This is a genomic window from Paenibacillus sp. TY11 (assembly GCF_059772165.1).
This window is the reverse complement of sequence record NZ_JCBAIQ010000013.1, coordinates 115,272-136,173: the sequence shown is the minus strand read 5'-3', so window position 1 is coordinate 136,173 and position 20,902 is coordinate 115,272. Positions and strand designations below refer to the sequence as shown.

Below are 20,902 nucleotides of genomic sequence, written 5' to 3'. Positions count from 1 at the left end.
GAAAGGATTTCAAATTTTGTGTTTTTCTTGTGAACCAAATCAAGTCTTTGATTATCTAATTTATAGATGACTTGAGAGGAAAGGGGAATCATGCGTGGATTTATCAGAGAAAGCAGGGCTTGCAAGACAAGGGGATAAGGAAGCTTTCGTGTATTTAATACGTGCTATCCAGCAAAGCCTATTTGTTATAGCAAGATCAATCGTTAAAAACGACGAAGATTGTGCAGATGCGATGCAGGAGACCATTGCCAAAGCTTTTTCTAATGTACATACACTGAAAGAGCCTGCTTATTTTAAAACATGGATCATTCGAATTTTGATCAACGAGTGTAATCGGATTATTAGGAAAAAAAAGCGAGTATACCCCGTCCCTTATGATATGAGAAAGACATCGTATAAGGGTGATTATGAACAAATCGAGCTGTTTGAGGTGATTGACGGACTGGATGAACAGCTTCAAACCATCGTGACGCTTTTTTATATCGAGGATTTATCGGTCAAGGAAATATCCAAAGTGCTTGAAGTTTCCGAAGGAACAGTAAAATCACGTTTATTCAGGGCCAGACAGCAATTATCCGAGCTCGCCCTAGGGGAAGGAGAATCCAAATATGAATTATCATGATCCGGTTGACCGTGAGCTTAAACAAATTTTAAAGTCCAAAACACAAGACTTGGTCATCCCTGATGCAGTACAGCTCGCTGTGGGGAACGCACTTTCCTCACTTTCTGAGCAGAATGTGAAAAAGAGATATGCCCTTAAACGATGGAGATGGGCAGCAGCAGTCATAGCTCTCTGTTTCGTCCTAGGTACGGTTTCAATCTTTACAGTGCCGACATTTGCCGAAATGCTCAGGTCTTTATTTGCCAAGGACAACCCGGATATCGGACTTCTGCGGGCACAGGAATTGGGACTGGTACATAATCCTCATATTAAAGTGAAGGACGAAGGTTACACGCTGGTGATTGATGAAGCTGTTGCCGATCCTACCCGAGTGACGATTGCTCTTCAACTTTTTGATAAAAAAGGGAACCATGATCGCGACAAGTTGGTCCTTGGAGATGCGAACAAGATTACGATCAAAGATGATAAAGGAAACGCAGTGGGTAGCATGTACGATATGGGATACACAAGTGATTTTTATTATATGGTTGCTTTCTTTAGTGAGCCGCTGCAAACAGACAAGATTACGATAGAAGGGGATATTGGGTCGCTTGGACAAAGGAACGAACCTTTAATAGAAGGAAATTGGGACTTTAGCTTTGACATTGATATGAAAGAGGCAAACAGGCAGACCAAAATAGAGAAACTGTCAGGCAGCTACACAACGCCGCACGGCATGACTGTCACATTAAAAAGGCTGACGAGAATGGTGCAAGGAGTACGTTTCGAAATGGAGACCGAACTTGATAATAAGGCAATGGCAAGGTCCCCTCGTGATTTATGGGAAAATCAGATGCTGAGCTTTCATTTCGAAACCATAGAGAAAAAAGAGATTCATTCGGTGAATCCGAGAAAAAAGGGTTACATGGACAGCCTGATGACATCTGATCATAGAGTGATCGGAAATGGGAAAATGCGTTGGAGTTATACTTTCAAGTACCTGCCTGAGCATGAACCGTACCGTTTTGTCCTGGATGGATATTCGGTCGCGGAAATGGACGGAAGCAGGATTTGCTTTAGGCCGTCGGAGCTGACAGAGCCGAAAGCTTTTAAAATATTGAATGATAAAGTCGAGTTGGTTGGAACTTCGCTTGAGAAATCGCAAAGCGGCGACGGCACATATGAAACGGCGGTCTCATTCTACGGGGAAATAGAAAATGAAACAAGACATGAGGAATGGAAAGTATACGATTCAGCAGGCAAGCAGTATGATGTAAGTAAGAGGGGAGTGTCATCATTTGTAAATACCCTAGCTGATAATTGGACAGAGGGATTTATCAGCATGGGGGATCGTAAGACACAGCAGCCTTATGAATTCCGAATTCCGGGGTTAGACCAAATTCCGGAGGAGCTTACCCTGGTAAGGGAAGTGGTAGATAAACGATATAAAGACCCTGATTGGTCAGTATTGCTAAAATAGTAGAAAAAAACGTTACTACTTAGGTTGGCTGGCAAACGTAACAGAAACGGAGGGGAGAGGGAGGCTGGAAAAACAGTAGTGTTCGCCTTTAAAGATCGATTTCATCCTCTATATTCCTTGCACAATCAAGAAATCGGTCTTTAACAGCGATCGGAGGTCCCCTCTCTGGCGCAGTGGCCACGTCACTCTCTTCTCATGAACTGGGAGCTAAGTAGTAACTTAAATTTACTCTATACAGCAGCCTTGGAATTCTTCCAAAACCTTGGATTTGTCGCCATGAACCTTTTCCAAGTGATCCTCTCCCCAATAGCATAAATGGTCTAGCGCGGTTTTTAATCCCCAGCCGTAGGCCGTTAACTCATACTCCACTTTAGGAGGGATCTCATTATAAACGTTTCGTGTAACGATCTCATCCTTTTCCAGGCTTCTAAGCTGATTGGTCAGCATTTTTTGAGTAATGCCGGGCATTAACCGACGAAGCTCAGACGTTCGTTTCCGTCCTGTCATCAAATGGTAGATAATTAAAGGCTTCCATTTTCCTCCCATTACTTCTAATGCCGCCTCTACTCCAACTTGATACTTCTTTTGAACGCTATTTTCCCTCTGTTCAGTCATCTCTTAACCCTCCGTTAAAGGCTTTGTTTTGCTTAGAAAAGAACATCCATTTAATTCATCCGTTATTTTGGTCGGTTTCTAGGGCATCTATCTAGGGCACCTCCATGTTCCTATAGCACTTGTATCATCCTATAGAACTTAAAAGTGCGTACTTCCAGATCATTTTCCTACTGTTTATAATAGCATCAGGCATTGATCATGGCTAGAAGTTAGCTGTTGAGAAAGGTAGTGAAGATACAAGCATGAAAGTATTAAGCGTTGTTTCACACCCGAGAAAAGATTCCTTGACCTTTGAGGTGGCCGGTCGTTTCGTACAAGGTCTTGCCGAGGCTGGCCACGACTATGAGATATTGGATTTGCACAGGATTGGCTTTGATCCCGTTTTAAAAGAAGCAGATGAACCCGACTGGTCAGCTACGAAACAGTCCTTTTCCCCTGAAGTAGATATGGAAATATGGCGGTTGAAGGAGCATGATGCTTTGGCATTTATTTTTCCACTTTGGTGGTGGCATTTGCCGGCTATGCTAAAAGGGTATATTGACCGTGTATGGAACAATGGGTTTGCGTACGGTTCGAACCACCTTCATCATCAGCATGTCCTGTGGATTGGTTTGGCTGGCGTTTCGAAAGAACAGATGAAAAAGCGCAACTATGATGAAATGATTACTCATCTGCTCAATGTGGGCATTGCAGATTATTGCGGTGTTTCAAATTCAAAGGTTGAATTTTTATATAAGACCCTGGATTCAAATCCCGATCATTACGAAATGCTACTGAACCAAGCTTATCGCTTAGGTTTAAATTATGCCAAGGATCATTAAGCTTTAAGTAGTTTGAGTTTGAACCAAAACTCCTACAATGAAAATGTGTTTCCCACAATGATTCTCCAGCTTTATTGCAAATCGATTTTTTAAAATCCCAACCCCCAACCCATCATCAAAGTGGATACGACGCTACGCAATCTGGCAAAGATGTGCGCCCCGGCCTCCGTTCGAAACACGCCGGAGATCTTCTGTTTGACCTTGACCATTCGCAGGTCGCGTTCCGCCTGATTGTTGTCGAACGGAATGTGGGTACGCCAAAGAAACGACAAAATCGACTCTTTGTGTACCTGGTACATCGTAGTGCCAGGGCGTCCCTTCGGCGCTCCTTTTTTGCCACCTTGCGTTCGCAGATTGGTCGGCTTACGCAGACCATCGCTGGAGGGCGGTTTGCTGCTGTTATGGCTACGTTTTCCGAGTTCCCGCTCCAATTCATGGACGCGTTTCTCCAGTTGTTGAATGCGAGCAGCCTGTCGATCGATTGTATCCAGGAGCGTTTGGACGAACGCCGCAATTTCTTTGTCGCCTTTGCAAATCGTCATCACTTGTTCAGGGGTTAGTTTCATTTGGTCTCGCTCCTGGTTGTTTCTCGTTAACTATATACTTCGATACGAGGGTTGGAAATCCTTACAGGATGCGAGAAAAATTTATCTTTCCACAAGGAGACCTAAGTAGTAACAAAAAAACGAACTATTCCTATCAGGGAAGGAGTTCGTTTTTTCTTTCTAAGAGTAATTTGTCACACATTAAAGCAATCCCTTATTGGGAAGTATCGAACTCGTGGGAGGTGTTCCGGTAACTCGCCAGTTGATCTCCCCCCGCGAAATGTGGACATGTGCTATATTGGAGGATTTTTCTCCTGAAAGCCGGAAAAAATGGACAACATGGGCTATGCTATTTCCATTTCCAACCACAAAAAACTAAACTTTTTACAGTATAAGCTTAAATTTTTGCAGGTTAAATATGAAGTGAACTATGATAAAATACTTTTTGTAAACACTTATAATTGAATTAGTGTAAATAATTGTAGTTTTTTACCTGCACAGCATCCTAGTAAGACTAAATGCAAATGAACCAAAAAGGAGGAATGCCGAATGAAACAAAAAAGAATGAGGTTATTTTTAGCAATTTTGATTTGTTTTTCGCTTACATTACCAGCAGTAACCGCACAGGCGGCAACAACGATCACCTCAAACCAAAGTGGCACCCAAGACGGCTACTACTATGAGTTGTGGAAGGATTCCGGGACCACAAGTATGACTCTCAATAGTGGTGGCACGTTCAGTGCCCAGTGGAGTAACATCGGAAATGCGTTATTCCGTAAAGGCAAGAAATTCAACGAGACCCAGACACACCAGCAAATTGGAAACATATCAGTAAACTACAGTGCCAACTACCAGCCAAACGGCAATTCGTATTTATGTGTCTATGGGTGGACCGTTGACCCGCTCGTAGAATATTACATCGTCGATAGCTGGGGCAGCTGGCGTCCGCCCGGAGCAACATCAAAGGGCACCATTACCGTTGACGGGGGGACATATGACATATATGAGACCATTCGAGTCAACCAACCTTCCATTAAAGGCACTGCAACTTTTAAGCAGTATTGGAGTGTCCGGACGTCGAAGCGCACGAGCGGAATCATATCTGTTAGCGAACACTTCAAAAAGTGGGAGAGCTTAGGAATGACAATGGGTAAGATGTATGAAGTTTCGCTTACGGTAGAGGGATATCAAAGCAGTGGGAGTGCTACTGTGACTAGTAATACAATTACGATCGGCGGCAGCTCCGGCGGCGGAACTACTCCTCCTCCAAGCACAGGTACGAAAGTGGAAGCCAAGAGTATGACCAAAAGCGGTCAGTACACCGGAAATATCAGTTCGCCGTTCAACGGAGTCGCTTTATACGCCAACAATGATTTGGTGAAATATACGCAGAATTTCTCCAGCGGCACCCATAGTTTTTCACTCCGTGGTGCTTCGAACAACTCCAACATGGCCAGAGTCGACTTAAAAATCGGTGGACAGACGAAGGGTACCTTCTACTTCGGCGGGAGCAATCCTGCGGTCTATACCCTAGACAATGTCAGCCATGGAACCGGAAATCAAGAGATTGAGCTCGTTGTAAATGCCGATAACGGAACATGGGATGCTTACATTGATTATTTGGAGATCAACTAAAACCCCGAAGCGGTAAATGATCCTTTCAAACAAAATCCGGTGGGATCTTCCCCGCCGGATTCGTTGAAAACGCTTATTTCGGGATGTTAAATGATCGGAAGGAGATGAGGCCAAATCCCGAAAATTGTAGAGTGAGTTGAAGCGGTTCGGAGTGCGAACAACTATACTAGCATTTTATTAAGAGGAGGTACTATTATGCTCAAAGCAAAACTAGTAAAAGGGGCAGTGGCCCTGGTACTCTTCGGTACGTTGTTCTCCATTCCGATGATGCCAGTGTCCAGTGCTGCTGATGCCAGTTGCCCGAACGGTTACGTAGGTCTGACGTTCGACGATGGCCCAAATACCAGTAATACGACAAAACTGCTTAATGCGCTGAAGCAGGCCGGCTTGCGCGCAACGATGTTCAATATCGGGCAAAACGCGCAGAATAACCCGTCTCTGGTACGGGACCAAGCGACCGCGGGCATGTGGATCGGCAACCACTCCTATACGCATCCGGACATGACTACATTAAGTAGCTCGCAGATGTCGTCGGAAATCTCGCGGACGCAGCAGACGATTCAATCGATTACCGGAACCGCACCGAAGCTGTTCCGTCCGCCGTACGGCGCGACCAACGCGACCTTAAAGTCCATTGAGACCCAAAACAGTCTTACCGAAGTGCTATGGAACGTTGACTCCCAGGACTGGAACGGCGCTACCACCGCCCAAATCGTAGTTGCCGCGGGCAGGCTGCAAAACGGCGACGTGATCCTGATGCATGACCAGTACCAGACTACACTCCAAGCGATCCCGCAGATTGCGCAGAATCTCAAGAGCCGGGGCCTTTGCTCTGGCATGATCTCGCCGAGCACCGGCCGGGCGGTCGCGCCTGACGGTGGAAGCAGTGGCGGTGGCGATGGTACGCCAAGCACAGGTACGAAAAAGGAAACCGAGAGTATGACCAAAGGCGGTCAGTACACCTCGAATATTAGCTCGCCGTTCAACGGAGTCGCTTTATATGCCAACAATGATTCGGTGAAATACACGCAGTATTTCGAGAGTGGTACCCATAATTTCTCCCTCCGTGGTGCTTCGAACAACTCCGAAATGGCCAGAGTCGACTTAAAAATCGGCGGACAGACAAAGGGGACCTTTTACTTCGGCGGGAGCTATCCTGCGGTTTATACTCTAAACAATGTCAGCCATGGAACCGGTAATCAAGAGATTGAGCTCGTTGTAACAGCTGATAACGGGACGTGGGATGCTTACATTGATTATTTGGAGATCAACTAAAAACCCCGAAGTGGTAAATGATCCTTTTGAGCTTTCGATTTGAATCCGGACGGCGGAGCACCTGAAAGCTAGCGTCCCGATAGCAATTCCTCCAAAGAATCCAACTCCACCACATTTGCCACACCTTGATTCCTTGTATGATGGCTACAAAACGTCCAAGTTCGCTCCGTATTGGAGGATTCATACGGGCATTGAGCAAGGAGATACGGGATTAACTGTTGAAACCAGGCTGGCGCTGGTGCTCAATAACTACGTGGGTGTGCAGGATGTTGATTTTGAGACCGTCTGGGCGCAAGGACATACAACTGCCGAGCGTACCGGCAACAGCACTAGTAACTTTATACAGTGGGTTAATGATACTGTAAAGCAATAAATCGATATGCAGAGGGGCGAAATAGCCCCTCTTTTTGTTGCCCGCTAAGAATACGTTAGTCTATTAAGCACATATGCCCTTTGGGTAAATTTTGCGCGGCAGTCAATGATGGTACGAATTGGCCGTAATTCGAGATGACAACAAACTCATGGTGGAAGCCAGCGTAACGTCCGGAAAAACGGAAATGACGTATACCTATATCTATGACTTGTACGGGAAACTGATCGTTTAGTTTGATGTTGATTACGAGGTTTGTAATATACGTACGAAAGTTAGAACATGGATGCATGCTAGAGCGTAGTGACCGAAAGAGCATACTATTAGAGCAAGAGTAAAACTGTCATCGATTTTCTGTTATCTCGTAACACTGCTACCACTCAAAAGCTTGAAGCCTATAGACGAGACGGCACTTTCTTGTGGTCTATCGATCTTGGTCCTAACAGCACCAACAAAAACAATATTTCCCCCGGTTCCACCACGATTAATGTAGGTCAGTGGGATGGTGCTACCGCCTATGATTTGGATGGGGACGGCAAAGCAGAAGTTATTTTCAGAATCGCCAATGGTGTAACTTTTGGGGATGGCACCGTATGGACCACGGAAGAAAGTGACAGTAAACAATGGCTTGCTATCGTCGATGGAATGACAGGTGAACTCAAAGCTTACAGTGATATTCCTGAGGATTATATTTGAAGCGGTCCTCTTGCCTTGCAATTAGGTATCGGTTATCTCGACGGGAGTACACCAAGTATTGTTGCTTATATGAAAAATCGCAATCCAGATAAATCATTTAATGTCATGATTGCAGCTTATCATTATGATGGGAACAAACTGGCCATGGATTGGAAATGGCTTTAAAATATCACCGGCGCTGCAAATGGTCATCAATTTCGCATTGTCGATCTAGAAAATGATGGTAAAGATGAGATTTCCCAAATTGGGTATGTCCTTAACGGGGACGGTACATTACGCTACACGTTGGGTGAATATGATGTGGTCCATGGTGATCGATTCTATATCGGTAAGTTCGATCCTGACTCGCCCGACTTTAATGGCTATGGTATCCAGCAGGATAACAGAAAAGGATTGCTCGAATATTACTACAATGCAGGTACAGGTAAAATGATCTGGCAACATTCTACCACCCCTCCCGCAGGAGACATTGGACGTGGTAATGTTGGTGACCTTGATCCTCGTTACCCAGGTTATGAAGTATGGTCCTTCACAGGCATCTACAACGGTCCTACGAATACAAAAATTACGGACCAAAGCGAGGTAAAAGCACCTTGGCCTGCTTTTCGTATATGGTGGGACGAGGACCTCTTAAGTGAAAATTCACACGAAAAAATTATCGAGAAATGGAATTATAATACAAATTCTACTTCTCGTTTGGAAACACTCTACAAACATCACAATGCAACAACCAATTATCTTAAAGCACCCATATTTTATGGCGATATCTTAGGCGATTGGCGAGAAGAGGTCGTTATGGTGAGTAATGATAATACCAAGCTCGTCGTCTTTACAACAGATATCCCTACCGACACTAGACTCTATACACTCGCGCAGAACCCGGCTTATCGAAACAGCATGACCATCAAAGGGTATCAACAATCCCATTTGACTGATTACTATCTCGGAGACGGAATGTCCACGCCTCCGCAGCCCAATATTACTTTGGCACCGTGAAATAATCAGTTTGACACTTAACCGAGGCTGATTTTATGCTAATGGAACTAGGGAGAAAGAAAAGGTTCTCCTGAACAACAACATAAATGGTTGGAAAGAATGGACAAAGAATGGAATTCAACGTCTTTGTTGCAGAACAAGGTGGACAGTTAGTAGGATAATTAGCAGTCATTGGCGGAGATACAAGAAGAACAACATTCAGCCTACCTAGTTATAGGTATTTTAAAAGAATACACAGGGCGTGGTATAGGAACAAATCTTTTTCAAAGGCTAGAGCATTGGGCAATAACTCATAATATCTTACGGTTAGAACTTACAGTGGTCATTCAAAATGAAGCAGGTTATCTCTATATAAGAAAATGGGATTTGAGATAGAAGGCATAAAAAGAAATTCACTAGTGATAAATGACACACTTTTCGACCAGTATTTTATGTCAAAAATATTTTAAACATTACACTTGTTTGTTTTTTGTTGAGGTACAAGAACATAGTCCCATTGAATGTCGTTAATGAGTTGGAACAGTTATGTAATGAGGTCGAAAAGTTGGTTGCTAACAAAATAATTTTTTTATAAAAAGAAGGAGGCAGTTTGCTATGGAAAAAGCAATTTATTTAATTACAGGCGTTATGGCTTCTGGAAAGTCAACGGTAGCGGAGCTTCTGGCTTCCAAGCTGGGAGAAGGTGTTCATCTGCGTGGCGATGTATTCCGTCGCATGATTGTATCAGGACGCGAAGAAATGTCCGCTGAACCGTCCGAAGAAGCAGTCCGTCAATTATATTTGCGTTATCGGTTAGCCGCAAATGCAGCAAAGACCTATTATGACAATGGTTTTTATGTTGTTTTGCAGGATAATTACTATGGAGCGGAATTATCCTATATGATGGAGCAGTTAAAGGATTACCCGGTTCAGGTAGTTGTGCTGTGTCCGAATGTAGAGGTGGTAAAAGAGCGTGAAAAATTAAGAGGAAAAGTCGGGTACACTGGCTTTACGGTAGAAAATTTGTATTCAGAGTTTTTGAAGGAAACGCCTAAAATCGGGTTTTGGCTGGACAGTTCGGAGCAGTCACCAGAGCAATCGGTGAATGATATTTTACTGCACTTTGGTCGTTCCTATGAGTAGAAGAAGAGCAGATAGAGAGATTCCTAGATAATAGAGATATTTAAAAAGAAGTAATTTTGTTATAATGTCCATTAGAGATGGCTGAAAATGGACATTGATTTTTTGGTTCAACATTCTTATGAGGTTGGAGAAAACGCAACGTATGATGAGACGAAACAAATTATTTAGTCATAGGTGTTACTTAAGACTAAAATAATGAGCAATGTGACAGTTATGTCATACTGAATTTAATATTGTTATGTTAATCGATGGGAATATAGTGATGTCCCCCTTATACTGGAAATTGTTAAACGAGTTTATTTCCGAAAGGGGGATATCCACTGATGACTGATGTAATTAAAGCAATAATACTTGGCATAATAGAGGGCTTAACTGAATTTTTACCGGTATCGTCTACTGGGCATCTTATTTTAGCAGGAAATTTGCTTGGCTTTGAGGGAGACGCTGCAATAACTTTTAAAATTGTTATACAGTTGGGTGCAGTGATGGCAGTTTTAATTCTTTATTGGAAAAGATATTTGGAGATAGGGGCTAATCTGATTAGAATGGATTTTTCCCAAAGTAAAGGATTAAATGCAATTCATATGATTTTGGCTATGTTACCAGCATTAATCGTATATCTTCTCTTCAAGGACACAATAAAAAGCCAATTATTCGGCCCAATCCCTGTCTTGATCGGTCTAGTTGCTGGTGGCTTGTTGATGATCATCGCAGCACGGAGTAGGAGAACTGAAACTGCTGATACGATTGATGGGATTAATTATAAACAAGCTTTCGGAATTGGCCTGTTCCAATGTTTGGCTTTGTGGCCGGGATTTTCGAGATCGGGTTCGACGATTTCAGGTGGCCTTTTGCTTGGCACTAGCCAAAAAGCCGCCGCAGACTTTACGTTCCTTATTTCCGTGCCTGTTATGTTTGGTGCAAGCTTGTTGGATTTGTACGATAGTCGCGATTTGCTGAATTCTGACGATTTTTTTCTAATGTTAATTGGCTTTGCGACATCCTTTCTTGTGGCAATGATTGCAGTAGTAACGTTCATTAAACTTATTAAGCGACTTCGATTGGAATGGTTTGCTCTATACCGTTTTGTCTTAGCAGCTTTCTTCTATTTAATCGTCATACATTAACCCTTTTTGTATTGGACTGCTTCTTTCGTTAAGCTACGGGCAGGTTAGTTGAAGATCAATCGCGATCCGTATCATCGATAATGGTAAAATGGTTACAATGTGCTGTTATTAAAGCGAGCTACTTTTGTATTAAGGGGTATTTGGTGCTTTATTGGCGGCGTGAAATAGATCAAATTAGAATTGAAGGATTCGAAATGAATGACGAAAATAAAATATTGATTGATAAAATTATAGGCAAAGATAATTTTGTGCCACACGATATATCTTATTATGAGAACGTTATAAAATGATCGATGAGAAAATGAAAATGTACCTCTAATATAATTCATGGGTGAAAAGAGGGGGACTTATCACAGAGAAACTCTCAATTCATTAAGCTTACAGGGGAGCAGCTGGTCAAAGTGATCGGCTGCTTTTTGTTAAGCTAACGAAATTCATCATCATTTCCAATAGATGCTAAGTTTTACGACAAAGGGTACAAGTTCTTGTCCTTTAACGGTACCAGAATCAGAACAAGTGACTCAGTATTGCTGTCGAAGGACATCACTTGTACAGTGACAACAAGTTTACCCCTACTAAGTCCTGATATTATCAGGATTTTTTTATATTTAGGGGAGACTTGTTGTCACTAAATTGCGACAACAAGTTTACCCCTTTTGAGGAGAATGACAACAAGTTCACCTCTTTCGAGGAGTTTGTAATATTTAAAGCGGCGGCTATAGTTAGAGTTACTTTGTGGAAAGACATAATTATTTTTTGCTCCAATCTACAATACATATCGATGCTTTGTATCTGCTACATTTAATTTTTCTGTCCAATTAAAGTGAAGAAGATACAGGTTCTATCATCCACTACTATGAAAGTATAAAAAAAATTCGGTCTACCGTAACTTTTATACTATTCGTCTTAAAATGAAGATTAAAGGCGGTCAAAATGACCGCGTAAATGCCTGCTTTATTCGAATGAATCCATATCATCTACCGTATGATTTTGCTCGTCATTTCTAATATGGGTGTAAAGTGTGGTTATTTTGGGATCAGAATGACCGAGTATATCTTGGACAAGTCTCAGATTCTTTTTCTTTTTATACAGTTGAGCTCCAAAAGTGTGCCGTAGTATATGGACACTCAAAGGTTTTCCATAGGCACTAGAATATTTATTTACCATCTTTTGCATTGCGTTTTTCGTCATAGGTTTACCACCTTTAGTTAGAAACAGGGCCGTTTCTGAAACCGACGGTTGGTATCTAGAATTGCGAATCCTCAGGTATTCTTCAAGATCCAGCTTTGAACGCATCGAGAAGGGGACTGATTGCAATTTTTTTCCTTTGCGGGCCACAAGGAGGCATCTCGCTTCCCAATTGATGTCTATAAGGATTAAGTTAACTACTTCATTTACGCGAAGTCCTGAGCCTAATATGAGGCTAACAATGGCAGTGTCCCGTTCGCGGTTATCTTCGTACCAGGATAGATGTCTTTTATTGAGTTCAGGTTGCTTGCCATAATCGTAAGCTACAAAATGAAGAAATTCTTCTACGGCTTCTTCGGAAACAAGTATTTTTTGATGGACGATTTTAGCTTGGTCTTGAATGTCAATTTTTGTTGTAGAAAACTCGATTTTTTCAATAACATTCCTTTTAAGCAACGGCATATGTTTTTCGTCTTCAGCAAAATTCTGTAGGTAGCTAAACAATGACTTAAGGGAAGCCATTTTGCGAGCGATCGTTTTCTCGTTGTTTTGTTTTCGTCGTGTGCTACCAGTGACTTTTTGTTTTTCCAAGAACTTCGGGTAGGAATCGGCCGTTTTAAGGTCTAAATTCTCCAGGAAGGAGAGAGGGACATCCTTAATCTTCTCGACTGGACATCCTGCTTCAGAGATCAACCAACCGAAAAAAATCTCATAATCGAACAAATACCCGAGTAGTGTAGAGGGTGAAAGCTTATTTGATTTACACTCTACAAAATTGTTAACGTACCAGGGAAAATATATAATCTTTTGTTCTAATTTCTCTTTGTCTCTTTCTCTCTGAGATTTAAGTGGCATGGCGCAAACCTCCTTTTATATAATTCAACAAATTTAGATTTTATGGAAATTTATTTTCATCCTCTTGTGTGGAAGATTTACAACAAATTATTCGTGTTCAGTGGCAATAAATTTACAGTGACAACAAGTTTATCCCTTACGGGGAGTTTGTAATATTTAAAGCGGCGATTATAGCCAGAGTTACTTTAGGAAATGACATAAGATTTTTCTTTTAATCGAAATGATTGGATGTATTTCGACATAATTAGATTTTCTTAGAAAAAGGAATATTGAAATATTTGACGAATCATTTCATTGATAGTATTTCTTCCATAATGAGGTGGATGTATGTATACACCTATTAAGTTAAATAAGATTGGGGTAAATAGATGGTTTGCTTTTAGTAAAAAACTTAACAGAGAAGTCACGTTTTATGGAGAGCTAGAATATGATCACTGGGTATTAATTGAAATGGATCCGGATGTAACAAATTATTGCGAAAAACCGTTTGAAATCACCCACTCATATTTTGATAAACCTGACAAGGCTATGATTGATATGTGGGTCAAAAAGAATAATTCTGAGGAATTTGTTAATATCACACATACTAATAAAATCGATCCTCATAATGGGAATTTCAGTACCAATGTTGTTGAAAAAATTAATGCTGTAAAGCTGTGGGCACAGTTTAATAAGCACAAACACATTATTGCAACGGAGAAAGAGATATATTCAAATCGAATCCTGTTAGAAAATAAAAAACGTCTGCTTCCCTATAATTTTGATATCTCTTCAATAAATATGGACTTAAAAAATAGAATAATCAACCAAATCCAAGAAGGTAAAAACAACATAATGGATCTTGAAACGCAATTATCAGAAATTTCAAATATGTATGAGTTTCAAAAGACTCTGTATATATTGATCATTCAGCAATTAGTTTCAAGTAACATTGATCAAAAGCCTCTTGGTCCTGAAACGGAGGTGTATTTACGTTGAGTAGAAAACGTTTATTACAATTGTTCCAAATGCACGAGAAATATCTTGATTTATCAAATTGGCCGATAGTAAATAAGTTATTATTGAATCAAGAGGATCTTAAATTATACGAAAGACGTGAACTTGCAGTTAGTTTATATATGGAACAAAAGTTAACGAACAAAGAAATTTTTAAAGCTGCGGGTATTAATGAAAAAGAGATTACTCGTCTGATAAAAAGATGCTTGATGTGGGATAAAGATACAAACATCATTTGGGGATTTAGAGCTCTCATACCACAAAAAAGAATTTCTAATTATCAAAGAAAAGCCCAAACTTCTGTGGGCTTAAATGCTGTGCAAGATCATTCAAAAAAGTTACCCGGAGCTTTTTCAAAACTAATGGATGATTTTCCGGCAATAAAAGAAAAGATTAGCAAAGCACACTTGCGAAAAATCGGTTCTTGTAAAGAACCACAATTTGTAAGGGGAAAAGATATTCATAATTACTTTATAGAACTATGTAAAAAAGAAGGAATAGGGGAAAGAGATTATCCACTTAATACGTCAGATCGTGGAAAGAGATCTTTATACAGATATTTTAAAACAAATGAATTTAATCATTTTGCTGCAGCTGCAAGTCTATATGGTTCAGAAGCATTACGCAATGCAAAGAGGGTAAATTCAAATAATATTGAGTCCATAACTCCCTTGTTAGTTCGACCATACCAAAGAGTTCAATTTGATGGACATCGAATCGATGCTTTTTTTACAATTACTTATAAAACTCCTGAAGGAGATTGGATAACTGACACAATAGAACGTATATGGTTACTGGTTATTATTGATGTAGCCACTCGAGTTATAATTGGCTATCATCTAAGCTCATATATAGGGGAATCAGCATATAAGAGGAACAAATGGGGCTGTAAAGAGTGTGGTGATATTGTGTTTTTGGATAATAAAAAGGGTATGGTTGATACTGTGAAGGGTAAGGCTTGGTATATGACCAATAGGTATTTCGTTGAAAGGTGAATGAGGCTCCTTTCATTTTGAAATAAACCACAACATGTAATGGATCAAAAAGATTTGGCTTTTCTCAAGTTGAAGAAACCCTTATATACAGGCAATGATACATAAGAAATCAGCTATAGGCTTTCGACAACTTGTTGAATCCCTTGATATGGCGCTAGTTTTAACGTAGAGTTAAACCGTTGTACGGTGCGTAAAACCATTGGACACGGTGGGGTATTGGGTCGGCCTAAACAGGCAATAAGTGATGCCTTCATTATGGTGTATGAGGAATGGAAGGAAGGCAGCATAACAGCAGTTGAAGCAATGAAGCGTGTAGAAATGTAAATGAAGCCAAACACATTCTATCGTAGAGTTAAAGAATATGAGTAACAGCACAAGCAGGATAAAATAGTGTTAATGTGTATGAAGCCTAGCGCAAGCTAACGTTGTCGCAAATAAGCTTTTATCTGGAGATATAAACGCCTTATATGATTATGTTGAATATATTGGTGCACCATCAGATACATCTGAACAAGATAAGGTTGCCCAACTGTTGAACATTATGATGACTGCAAACCGATACCAGATAGACGTAAGTGATATACTTCAGCGTTTTGAAACGGATATTAATTCACTTTTGCAATTTCCGCAATCTAATGACATATATACTAAACAAGTTATACCAGAACAGTTTGTACGATTTGGTTATGAATTGGCTTATTATTATTTAAATCATGAGATGTACTATGATGGTTTTAAACATTTGATGTACTCAATGGTAAGTTATCATACACTAAATAATGAGACTTATTTTATAAAATGTATGGTGTTGTTTGAGCGTTATCGAGCTTATGCAGTATCCGAAACCAAGGCAGCATATTTAGAATTTATTGAAAGGGTGTGGATAGCTGATGTTAAGAAAAATGGCGCTATTGATCGTCGCAACTAGTTTTTTGTTTATCGTGACTGTACCTGTTCAGACTCATAGCCAACATCAGAGTATCGTACTTTTCGATCAACAAGGAGGAGCTTAAACATCAGTAAAGCAAATCCCCGCTAAACCTTAATTGGTTGGCGGGGATTTGCTTTGTTGAAGGAATTAACATACCATTCAACGAATAGCTATTTGAGGTGATCAGCATGAAGCATACATATAAAGTGTTAAAATCGGATTTAGAACTATTTGCTGCTGCATTAAGCCAGCCAGGTAAGAGTTATGTAGTGCAACCGTTGGAAGAGGATATAGTGGATATTGTGATACACGGCGACCAAGTATAGGAGGAGCCATCAAGATTAACGAATTCTATTTCTTTCGTAAGCAGTTAGAGTAGATATAAAAGGACCTACTATATTGTAATCGGTAGTCCCTTTAAGGTAGAGCATATCAAAAAATAGGTGGGTGGGGAAATGTTGAAGAAAATAATATTTCTGTTCTCGATTTTAACTTTAGCTATGGCAGCTATGGTAGGTACAGGTGCAGCTTCAGCAAGTAAAACTAGTGGAAACAAGATAATTTCTCAAAGATCGGGCGGGAGTGCAACTGTAAAAGAAGCCTTTAGTGTCCCTAAAGGATGGGGTCATGTTAAACTTTGTATGAAGAATCACTCTGATCATCCAGTAAAGGTAAGTTTAACTCACAGCGGTTCAAACAAACTATATATAAATGGATTAGTCATCGCTCCCCACGACACAGTGACTTGGAATTCTAATGACCAAGGTTTCAGCGATGGTTTGCGTTCTGGAGACTACATACTTCAGTGGAGAGGCAGTGATTATAAAGTTGACGGGGAAACATGGGGAGTAGCTGGTTCACAGCCTGAAAACCTCTAAATGAACGGATGCTATTAAGCGCTCCCTGGGTCAGTGTAAACTCGGGTTAAACGGGGAGATGCAACGAAACAAAATAAGAGCTGAAAGGAATTGGATCAGAAGTCTTCACGATACAATTGGCTCGGGGGTTTCTTTTAAAAACGGGAACCGGTTGGACGAATACTACCTGTTTTAAGGGACCGAACACTGGAGGGGTAACTCTGACTCAAAAATGGGAATACAGTAAATCAGAGACTTACACAGCCGACGGAGTTGCTCAACTTTATACAGATGAGAGGTGAGGAATTGAAAGTTATCGAATTAGCAATCGTTTTAAATGATAAAGAGGACTACTACGCTGAAAAATTTGACCTGGTTGCCTTGCCTTTTGTTCCAAGAAAAGGAGAAATGTTTTTATGGAATAATCAACTCTATCGTGTGCTTGATGTTATGTATAGTTTTGAAACAAACGAGTACGACTATAATTATGACGCTAGCCCTAGTACTCAAAGCTCGGTAGCTCATAATGTAACCTATAAAGTTTTTTTGAAACCTAATAATTAAACAGACTTAGAGCAAATGAAGTACCACGCATTACCTAGTGGCACCAACGAATAATCTTCATTTAAAGATTATTCGTTGGGGAGTAATAACACACCAATGTTCAAATTTAACAAGTACTGTCCAAAAAGAGAATACCCGTAAAAGCTACTTAATGAGATAATTTAAAACATTAATAGACGCTAATGCAATCATTACGAAAAAAGAGTATTGTCTATCTTGGATACTGTCCCCGCATGAATGAACTAAAAATACATTCTTCACCCATACAAAATGATATCACTTACAATTCAAATTCAAATTCTAAACTTAATAAATCGAAGGGTAAACTGACTAATCTTCCCCAAATGTCTTGTTAGAAAAATCCGCACACTATGCTAAAACCTCAACGGATATTCGGATTATATAATTGTTAGGATTTTTCTCTGCATGATAACTAAGCAGTTCCATTCCGTATACATCTCCGCATACTATCATCCCATGACTATCCATGTATTTTTTTATAATCGAGTAGGTATCTGACATCGTTTCGTATGATCCTTTATGATCCATGACCACATAATGCCCTTTCGGTTTGATAAACAATTTTTCTCCCTGAATAGGAGTTTTCAACATATTGGCCACATAATCGGGATAGTAATTTCCTGATACAAAACGTTCCTTAGATAGAATGGTCCAGATAGGGAATTCTTGATTTAAAAAATGTTTCTCACAATACTCTCGATGTTCACTTAATTTACTTGCAAACCCCTTGTCACCATATTCAGGGTCTAACTGTGTAGCAATGAAATATTCCATTTCACTTTGCTCTAACGTCGGAGCTTCTCGCAAAACATGCATGGCCTGCTCCGTCATGCTGATAGCACTTTTCAGAAAACTCTGCATCCGTTCTATTCTAAGGTGTTCAACTTCCAGAGCACGTTGTTTCTGTTTTAGAAGTTTTACGAACATAGGTGTGTTCTGATTCTGAATAAATTCCTTGATCTCTTGTAGTGAGCTTCCTGTCTTCTTAAGTACATTGATAATATCAAGCACGTAACACTGATGAATAGAATAATAACGGTACCCGTTGGAATTGGTGAACTCAGGTTTCAAGAGCCCAATTTCGTCATAATGAAAAAGGGTATGTTTAGTCACTCCACATGTTTTGGCCAGTTCGCTAGTAGTAAAGTATTGACGATTTTTTTTTGACACGGTTTCTTCCTCCATCTTGATCTTCAAAACTTTGTTTTCCATTGTATCCTAGGAATTCGAATTTGACTATAGGGTTACCCTATAGATTAGATTGATAAGAGCACAAAATCAAATCATACAGATAGGTATGGAGGAACGAAAAAGATGTCTAAATTCAAACGTTGGATGATTTTATTTGTCGTATCAAGTGCGCTTTTGCTCATTGTTATGGATATGACTATCCTTTACACAGCTCTACCAAGCTTGACCCATGATCTGGGTGCATCTGCATCAGAAAAACTATGGATTTTGAATGGTTATTCGCTTGTTATGGCGGGTCTGCTTCCCGCAATGGGCGCACTTAGTGATCGCTTAGGTTATAAAAAAATATTTTCGATCGGATTAATCGTATTTTCGGCAGCTTCACTTATTGCAGCCTTTTCTCCTGTACCCTACGTGTTGGTTGTTGCACGAGTTCTTCTTGCAGTCGGGGCATCCATGATGATGCCTGCTACATTGTCTATTATCAGGGTTACTTTTACCGATCCGCGTGAACTTGGACTGGCGATCGGTATTTGGGGTTCCATTGCTTCAGGAGGGGCGGGACTTGGTCCTATTGTGGGAGGAGTACTTTTGGAACACTTCTGGTGGGGATCGGTCTTTTTGATCAATCTTCCTATTGCCCTTATTGCGTTTGCTTTAACTCTGCTGTATATACCAAAACATGCTGGTAATAAAGAAAAAAAGTGGGACCTTACCGGCTCTATCCAGATTATGATTGCTATGGTGGCGCTTATTTATTCAATCAAAGAGTTTGCACGGCGTGATGGCTCCCTAATGTTTGCTGTTATTGGTGCCTTTATCGGTGTAGTGGCACTTATGATCTTTATTCGTCGTCAAAACAGAAGCTCCAATCCGCTTATTGACCTGTCCCTATTTAAGGTATCCCGGTTTTCTACAGGATTTATCGCTGCACTGGTGGGGTCATTTGGACAGATGGGCATTCAATATATTGTGACTCAACGCCTTCAACTGGTTGAAGGACTGAGTCCATTGCAAGCTGGTCTATACACACTAAGCATACCATTGGCAGCTCTTATCGCGGGACCGCTGACAGGAGCCCTTTTACATCGCTTTGATGTAATACGTATCAAGAGTGCGGCACTTCTTATCGCAGCATTAGGGATGGGGATCTATCTAATGCAATTTAATTCCGCCTTTGCCGGACAGATTCTCGGACTAGCTCTCCTAGGAGCAGGATTGGGAGGAGGGATGACTGTAGCATCTCACTCGATCATGAGCTATGCTCCCCCCCACAAAGCTGGTATGGCTGCATCCATAGAAGAAGTAGCCTACGAGATTGGAGGAGCATCGGGAATAGCGATCATCGGAAGCATGTCAGGCCTTGTATATACTTTGACCATGAAAATTCCTGTTGGGCTCAACGTTCCGGCCAATGTCAAAGACAGCCTTGATGAAGCACTATTGGTTGCAGAAGGGCTGCCCGCACAGGCTTCAGAGATGCTGAAAGAGGCTGGTCGTACTGCTTTTGATGAATCCTTTTTTGCTATCATTGCAGGGGTAACTGTATTTCTGGTGGTTGCTTCAGTAGTTATTGGTTTGGTAGGAGCGCTATCAAAGCAAAAAGAATCTGCAGAGTAAAATTAAAGGCTATGTTAAACCTTATTGTTGATTTATGACCCCTTTAAAAACCGCCTTATTAATTAAGGCGGTAGATTCAACTATTCTATTCAAAATTTAGAAGGAGGTATTACTTTCTTAATATGTAATCAATAAACCCCTGTAAATGGCCAAACGGATGAAATCCCGCTGTCCTTTATACTCAATAACGGCAATGAGGACCTTAATTTTTTGTTCGGATCATTCGGTCTTGGGGACAACGGCGATCAGGGGAAGTGGTCTTCACTGCCGATCAGGATGGTTATAAAGAGGGGATTAAATATCTTAATGAGCTGTATATGTTCGGTGAAAATAAAGTATTAGACTGAGACCATTGATTTAATGGAGTTTTTGATTTGAAGAATCGTCAGATCATGACAAAT

21 protein-coding genes and 2 pseudogenes are annotated in these 20,902 nt (G+C 40.7%); 19 read left to right on the top strand and 4 right to left on the bottom strand.

Annotated elements, in window-relative coordinates:
* Positions 1–94: 94 nt before the first annotated feature.
* Both AC6EJC_RS16585 and AC6EJC_RS16580 read left to right on the top strand, forming a co-directional pair.
* A complete protein-coding gene (locus tag AC6EJC_RS16585) occupies positions 95–622 on the top strand; it encodes a sigma-70 family RNA polymerase sigma factor (protein ID WP_444954893.1) in 528 nt (175 codons plus the stop codon).
* The gene (locus AC6EJC_RS16580; protein WP_444954892.1) at positions 609–2,081 is read left to right on the top strand and encodes a DUF4179 domain-containing protein; all 1,473 of its coding nucleotides are present in this window, start codon (positions 609–611) and stop codon (positions 2,079–2,081) included. Before AC6EJC_RS16585 ends, AC6EJC_RS16580 begins: the two co-directional genes overlap by 14 nt.
* Before the next feature lie 225 nt (positions 2,082–2,306).
* Here AC6EJC_RS16580 and AC6EJC_RS16575 read toward each other — a convergent pair whose 3' ends face one another.
* Positions 2,307–2,696 carry a winged helix-turn-helix transcriptional regulator gene (locus AC6EJC_RS16575; protein WP_444954891.1) on the bottom strand — a complete coding sequence of 130 codons (390 nt, stop codon included), beginning with the start codon at positions 2,694–2,696 and terminating at the stop codon, positions 2,307–2,309.
* Between the two features lie 242 nt (positions 2,697–2,938).
* On the opposite strand from AC6EJC_RS16575, the gene AC6EJC_RS16570 reads away from it, so the two are divergent.
* Positions 2,939–3,517 carry an NAD(P)H oxidoreductase gene (locus AC6EJC_RS16570; RefSeq protein WP_444954890.1) on the top strand — a complete coding sequence of 193 codons (579 nt, stop codon included), beginning with the start codon at positions 2,939–2,941 and terminating at the stop codon, positions 3,515–3,517.
* Positions 3,518–3,633: 116 nt separating this feature from the next.
* Here the strand turns inward: AC6EJC_RS16570 and AC6EJC_RS16565 are convergent.
* Positions 3,634–4,059 (bottom strand): annotated as a pseudogene (locus AC6EJC_RS16565) (DUF6444 domain-containing protein); the annotation flags it as partial.
* A 552-nt stretch (positions 4,060–4,611) separates the two neighbouring features.
* Here AC6EJC_RS16565 and AC6EJC_RS16560 point away from each other — a divergent pair.
* The 8 genes from AC6EJC_RS16560 (at position 4,612) to AC6EJC_RS16525 (ending at position 11,283) form a co-directional block, all read left to right on the top strand.
* The gene (locus tag AC6EJC_RS16560) at positions 4,612–5,697 is read left to right on the top strand and encodes a glycoside hydrolase family 11 protein (protein ID WP_444954889.1); all 1,086 of its coding nucleotides are present in this window, start codon (positions 4,612–4,614) and stop codon (positions 5,695–5,697) included.
* Between the two features lie 195 nt (positions 5,698–5,892).
* Complete coding sequence (locus AC6EJC_RS16555) at positions 5,893–6,972, top strand: polysaccharide deacetylase family protein (protein ID WP_444954888.1); 1,080 nt, start codon at positions 5,893–5,895, stop codon at positions 6,970–6,972.
* A gap of 115 nt (positions 6,973–7,087) precedes the next feature.
* Entirely contained in the window at positions 7,088–7,345 is a 258-nt protein-coding gene (locus AC6EJC_RS16550) for a hypothetical protein (protein WP_444954887.1), read from the top strand.
* A gap of 342 nt (positions 7,346–7,687) precedes the next feature.
* Complete coding sequence (locus tag AC6EJC_RS16545) at positions 7,688–8,038, top strand: rhamnogalacturonan lyase family protein (protein ID WP_444954944.1); 351 nt, start codon at positions 7,688–7,690, stop codon at positions 8,036–8,038.
* Positions 8,039–8,206: 168 nt separating this feature from the next.
* Complete coding sequence (locus AC6EJC_RS16540; RefSeq protein WP_444954943.1) at positions 8,207–9,034, top strand: rhamnogalacturonan lyase family protein; 828 nt, start codon at positions 8,207–8,209, stop codon at positions 9,032–9,034.
* Between the two features lie 171 nt (positions 9,035–9,205).
* The gene (locus AC6EJC_RS16535) at positions 9,206–9,409 is read left to right on the top strand and encodes a GNAT family N-acetyltransferase (RefSeq protein WP_444954886.1); all 204 of its coding nucleotides are present in this window, start codon (positions 9,206–9,208) and stop codon (positions 9,407–9,409) included.
* Positions 9,410–9,628: 219 nt separating this feature from the next.
* Positions 9,629–10,156: an AAA family ATPase gene (locus tag AC6EJC_RS16530; protein WP_444954885.1), complete on the top strand. Its 528-nt coding sequence runs from the start codon at positions 9,629–9,631 to the stop codon at positions 10,154–10,156.
* 323 nt (positions 10,157–10,479) lie between these two features.
* A complete protein-coding gene (locus AC6EJC_RS16525) occupies positions 10,480–11,283 on the top strand; it encodes an undecaprenyl-diphosphate phosphatase (RefSeq protein WP_444954884.1) in 804 nt (267 codons plus the stop codon).
* Between the two features lie 954 nt (positions 11,284–12,237).
* On the opposite strand, the gene xerS is transcribed toward AC6EJC_RS16525, so the two are convergent.
* A complete protein-coding gene (xerS, locus tag AC6EJC_RS16520) occupies positions 12,238–13,326 on the bottom strand; it encodes a tyrosine recombinase XerS (protein ID WP_444954883.1) in 1,089 nt (362 codons plus the stop codon).
* 327 nt (positions 13,327–13,653) lie between these two features.
* On the opposite strand from xerS, the gene AC6EJC_RS16515 reads away from it, so the two are divergent.
* The 6 genes from AC6EJC_RS16515 (at position 13,654) to AC6EJC_RS16490 (ending at position 17,669) form a co-directional block, all read left to right on the top strand.
* On the top strand, positions 13,654–14,304 hold the full coding sequence (locus tag AC6EJC_RS16515; RefSeq protein WP_444954882.1) for a PDDEXK family nuclease: 651 nt from the start codon (positions 13,654–13,656) through the stop codon (positions 14,302–14,304).
* Entirely contained in the window at positions 14,301–15,317 is a 1,017-nt protein-coding gene (locus tag AC6EJC_RS16510; RefSeq protein ID WP_444954946.1) for a hypothetical protein, read from the top strand. The genes AC6EJC_RS16515 and AC6EJC_RS16510 overlap by 4 nt, the downstream gene beginning before the upstream one ends.
* A gap of 186 nt (positions 15,318–15,503) precedes the next feature.
* Positions 15,504–15,641, top strand: coding sequence for a hypothetical protein (locus tag AC6EJC_RS16505; protein ID WP_444954881.1), 138 nt, complete (start codon positions 15,504–15,506; stop codon positions 15,639–15,641).
* A 208-nt stretch (positions 15,642–15,849) separates the two neighbouring features.
* Positions 15,850–16,245, top strand: coding sequence for a hypothetical protein (locus tag AC6EJC_RS16500; protein ID WP_444954880.1), 396 nt, complete (start codon positions 15,850–15,852; stop codon positions 16,243–16,245).
* A 458-nt stretch (positions 16,246–16,703) separates the two neighbouring features.
* A complete protein-coding gene (locus AC6EJC_RS16495) occupies positions 16,704–17,126 on the top strand; it encodes a hypothetical protein (protein WP_444954879.1) in 423 nt (140 codons plus the stop codon).
* 285 nt (positions 17,127–17,411) lie between these two features.
* A complete protein-coding gene (locus AC6EJC_RS16490) occupies positions 17,412–17,669 on the top strand; it encodes a hypothetical protein (RefSeq protein ID WP_444954878.1) in 258 nt (85 codons plus the stop codon).
* Between the two features lie 369 nt (positions 17,670–18,038).
* Here the strand turns inward: AC6EJC_RS16490 and AC6EJC_RS16485 are convergent, their stop codons facing one another.
* On the bottom strand, positions 18,039–18,860 hold the full coding sequence (locus tag AC6EJC_RS16485; RefSeq protein WP_444954877.1) for a MerR family transcriptional regulator: 822 nt from the start codon (positions 18,858–18,860) through the stop codon (positions 18,039–18,041).
* 144 nt (positions 18,861–19,004) lie between these two features.
* Between AC6EJC_RS16485 and AC6EJC_RS16480 the strand changes: the two genes are divergently transcribed.
* The gene (locus AC6EJC_RS16480) at positions 19,005–20,501 is read left to right on the top strand and encodes an MFS transporter (RefSeq protein ID WP_444954876.1); all 1,497 of its coding nucleotides are present in this window, start codon (positions 19,005–19,007) and stop codon (positions 20,499–20,501) included.
* A gap of 144 nt (positions 20,502–20,645) precedes the next feature.
* Positions 20,646–20,818, top strand: a pseudogene (locus AC6EJC_RS16475) (ABC transporter substrate-binding protein); the annotation flags it as partial.
* Between the last annotated feature and the right edge of the window lie 84 nt (positions 20,819–20,902).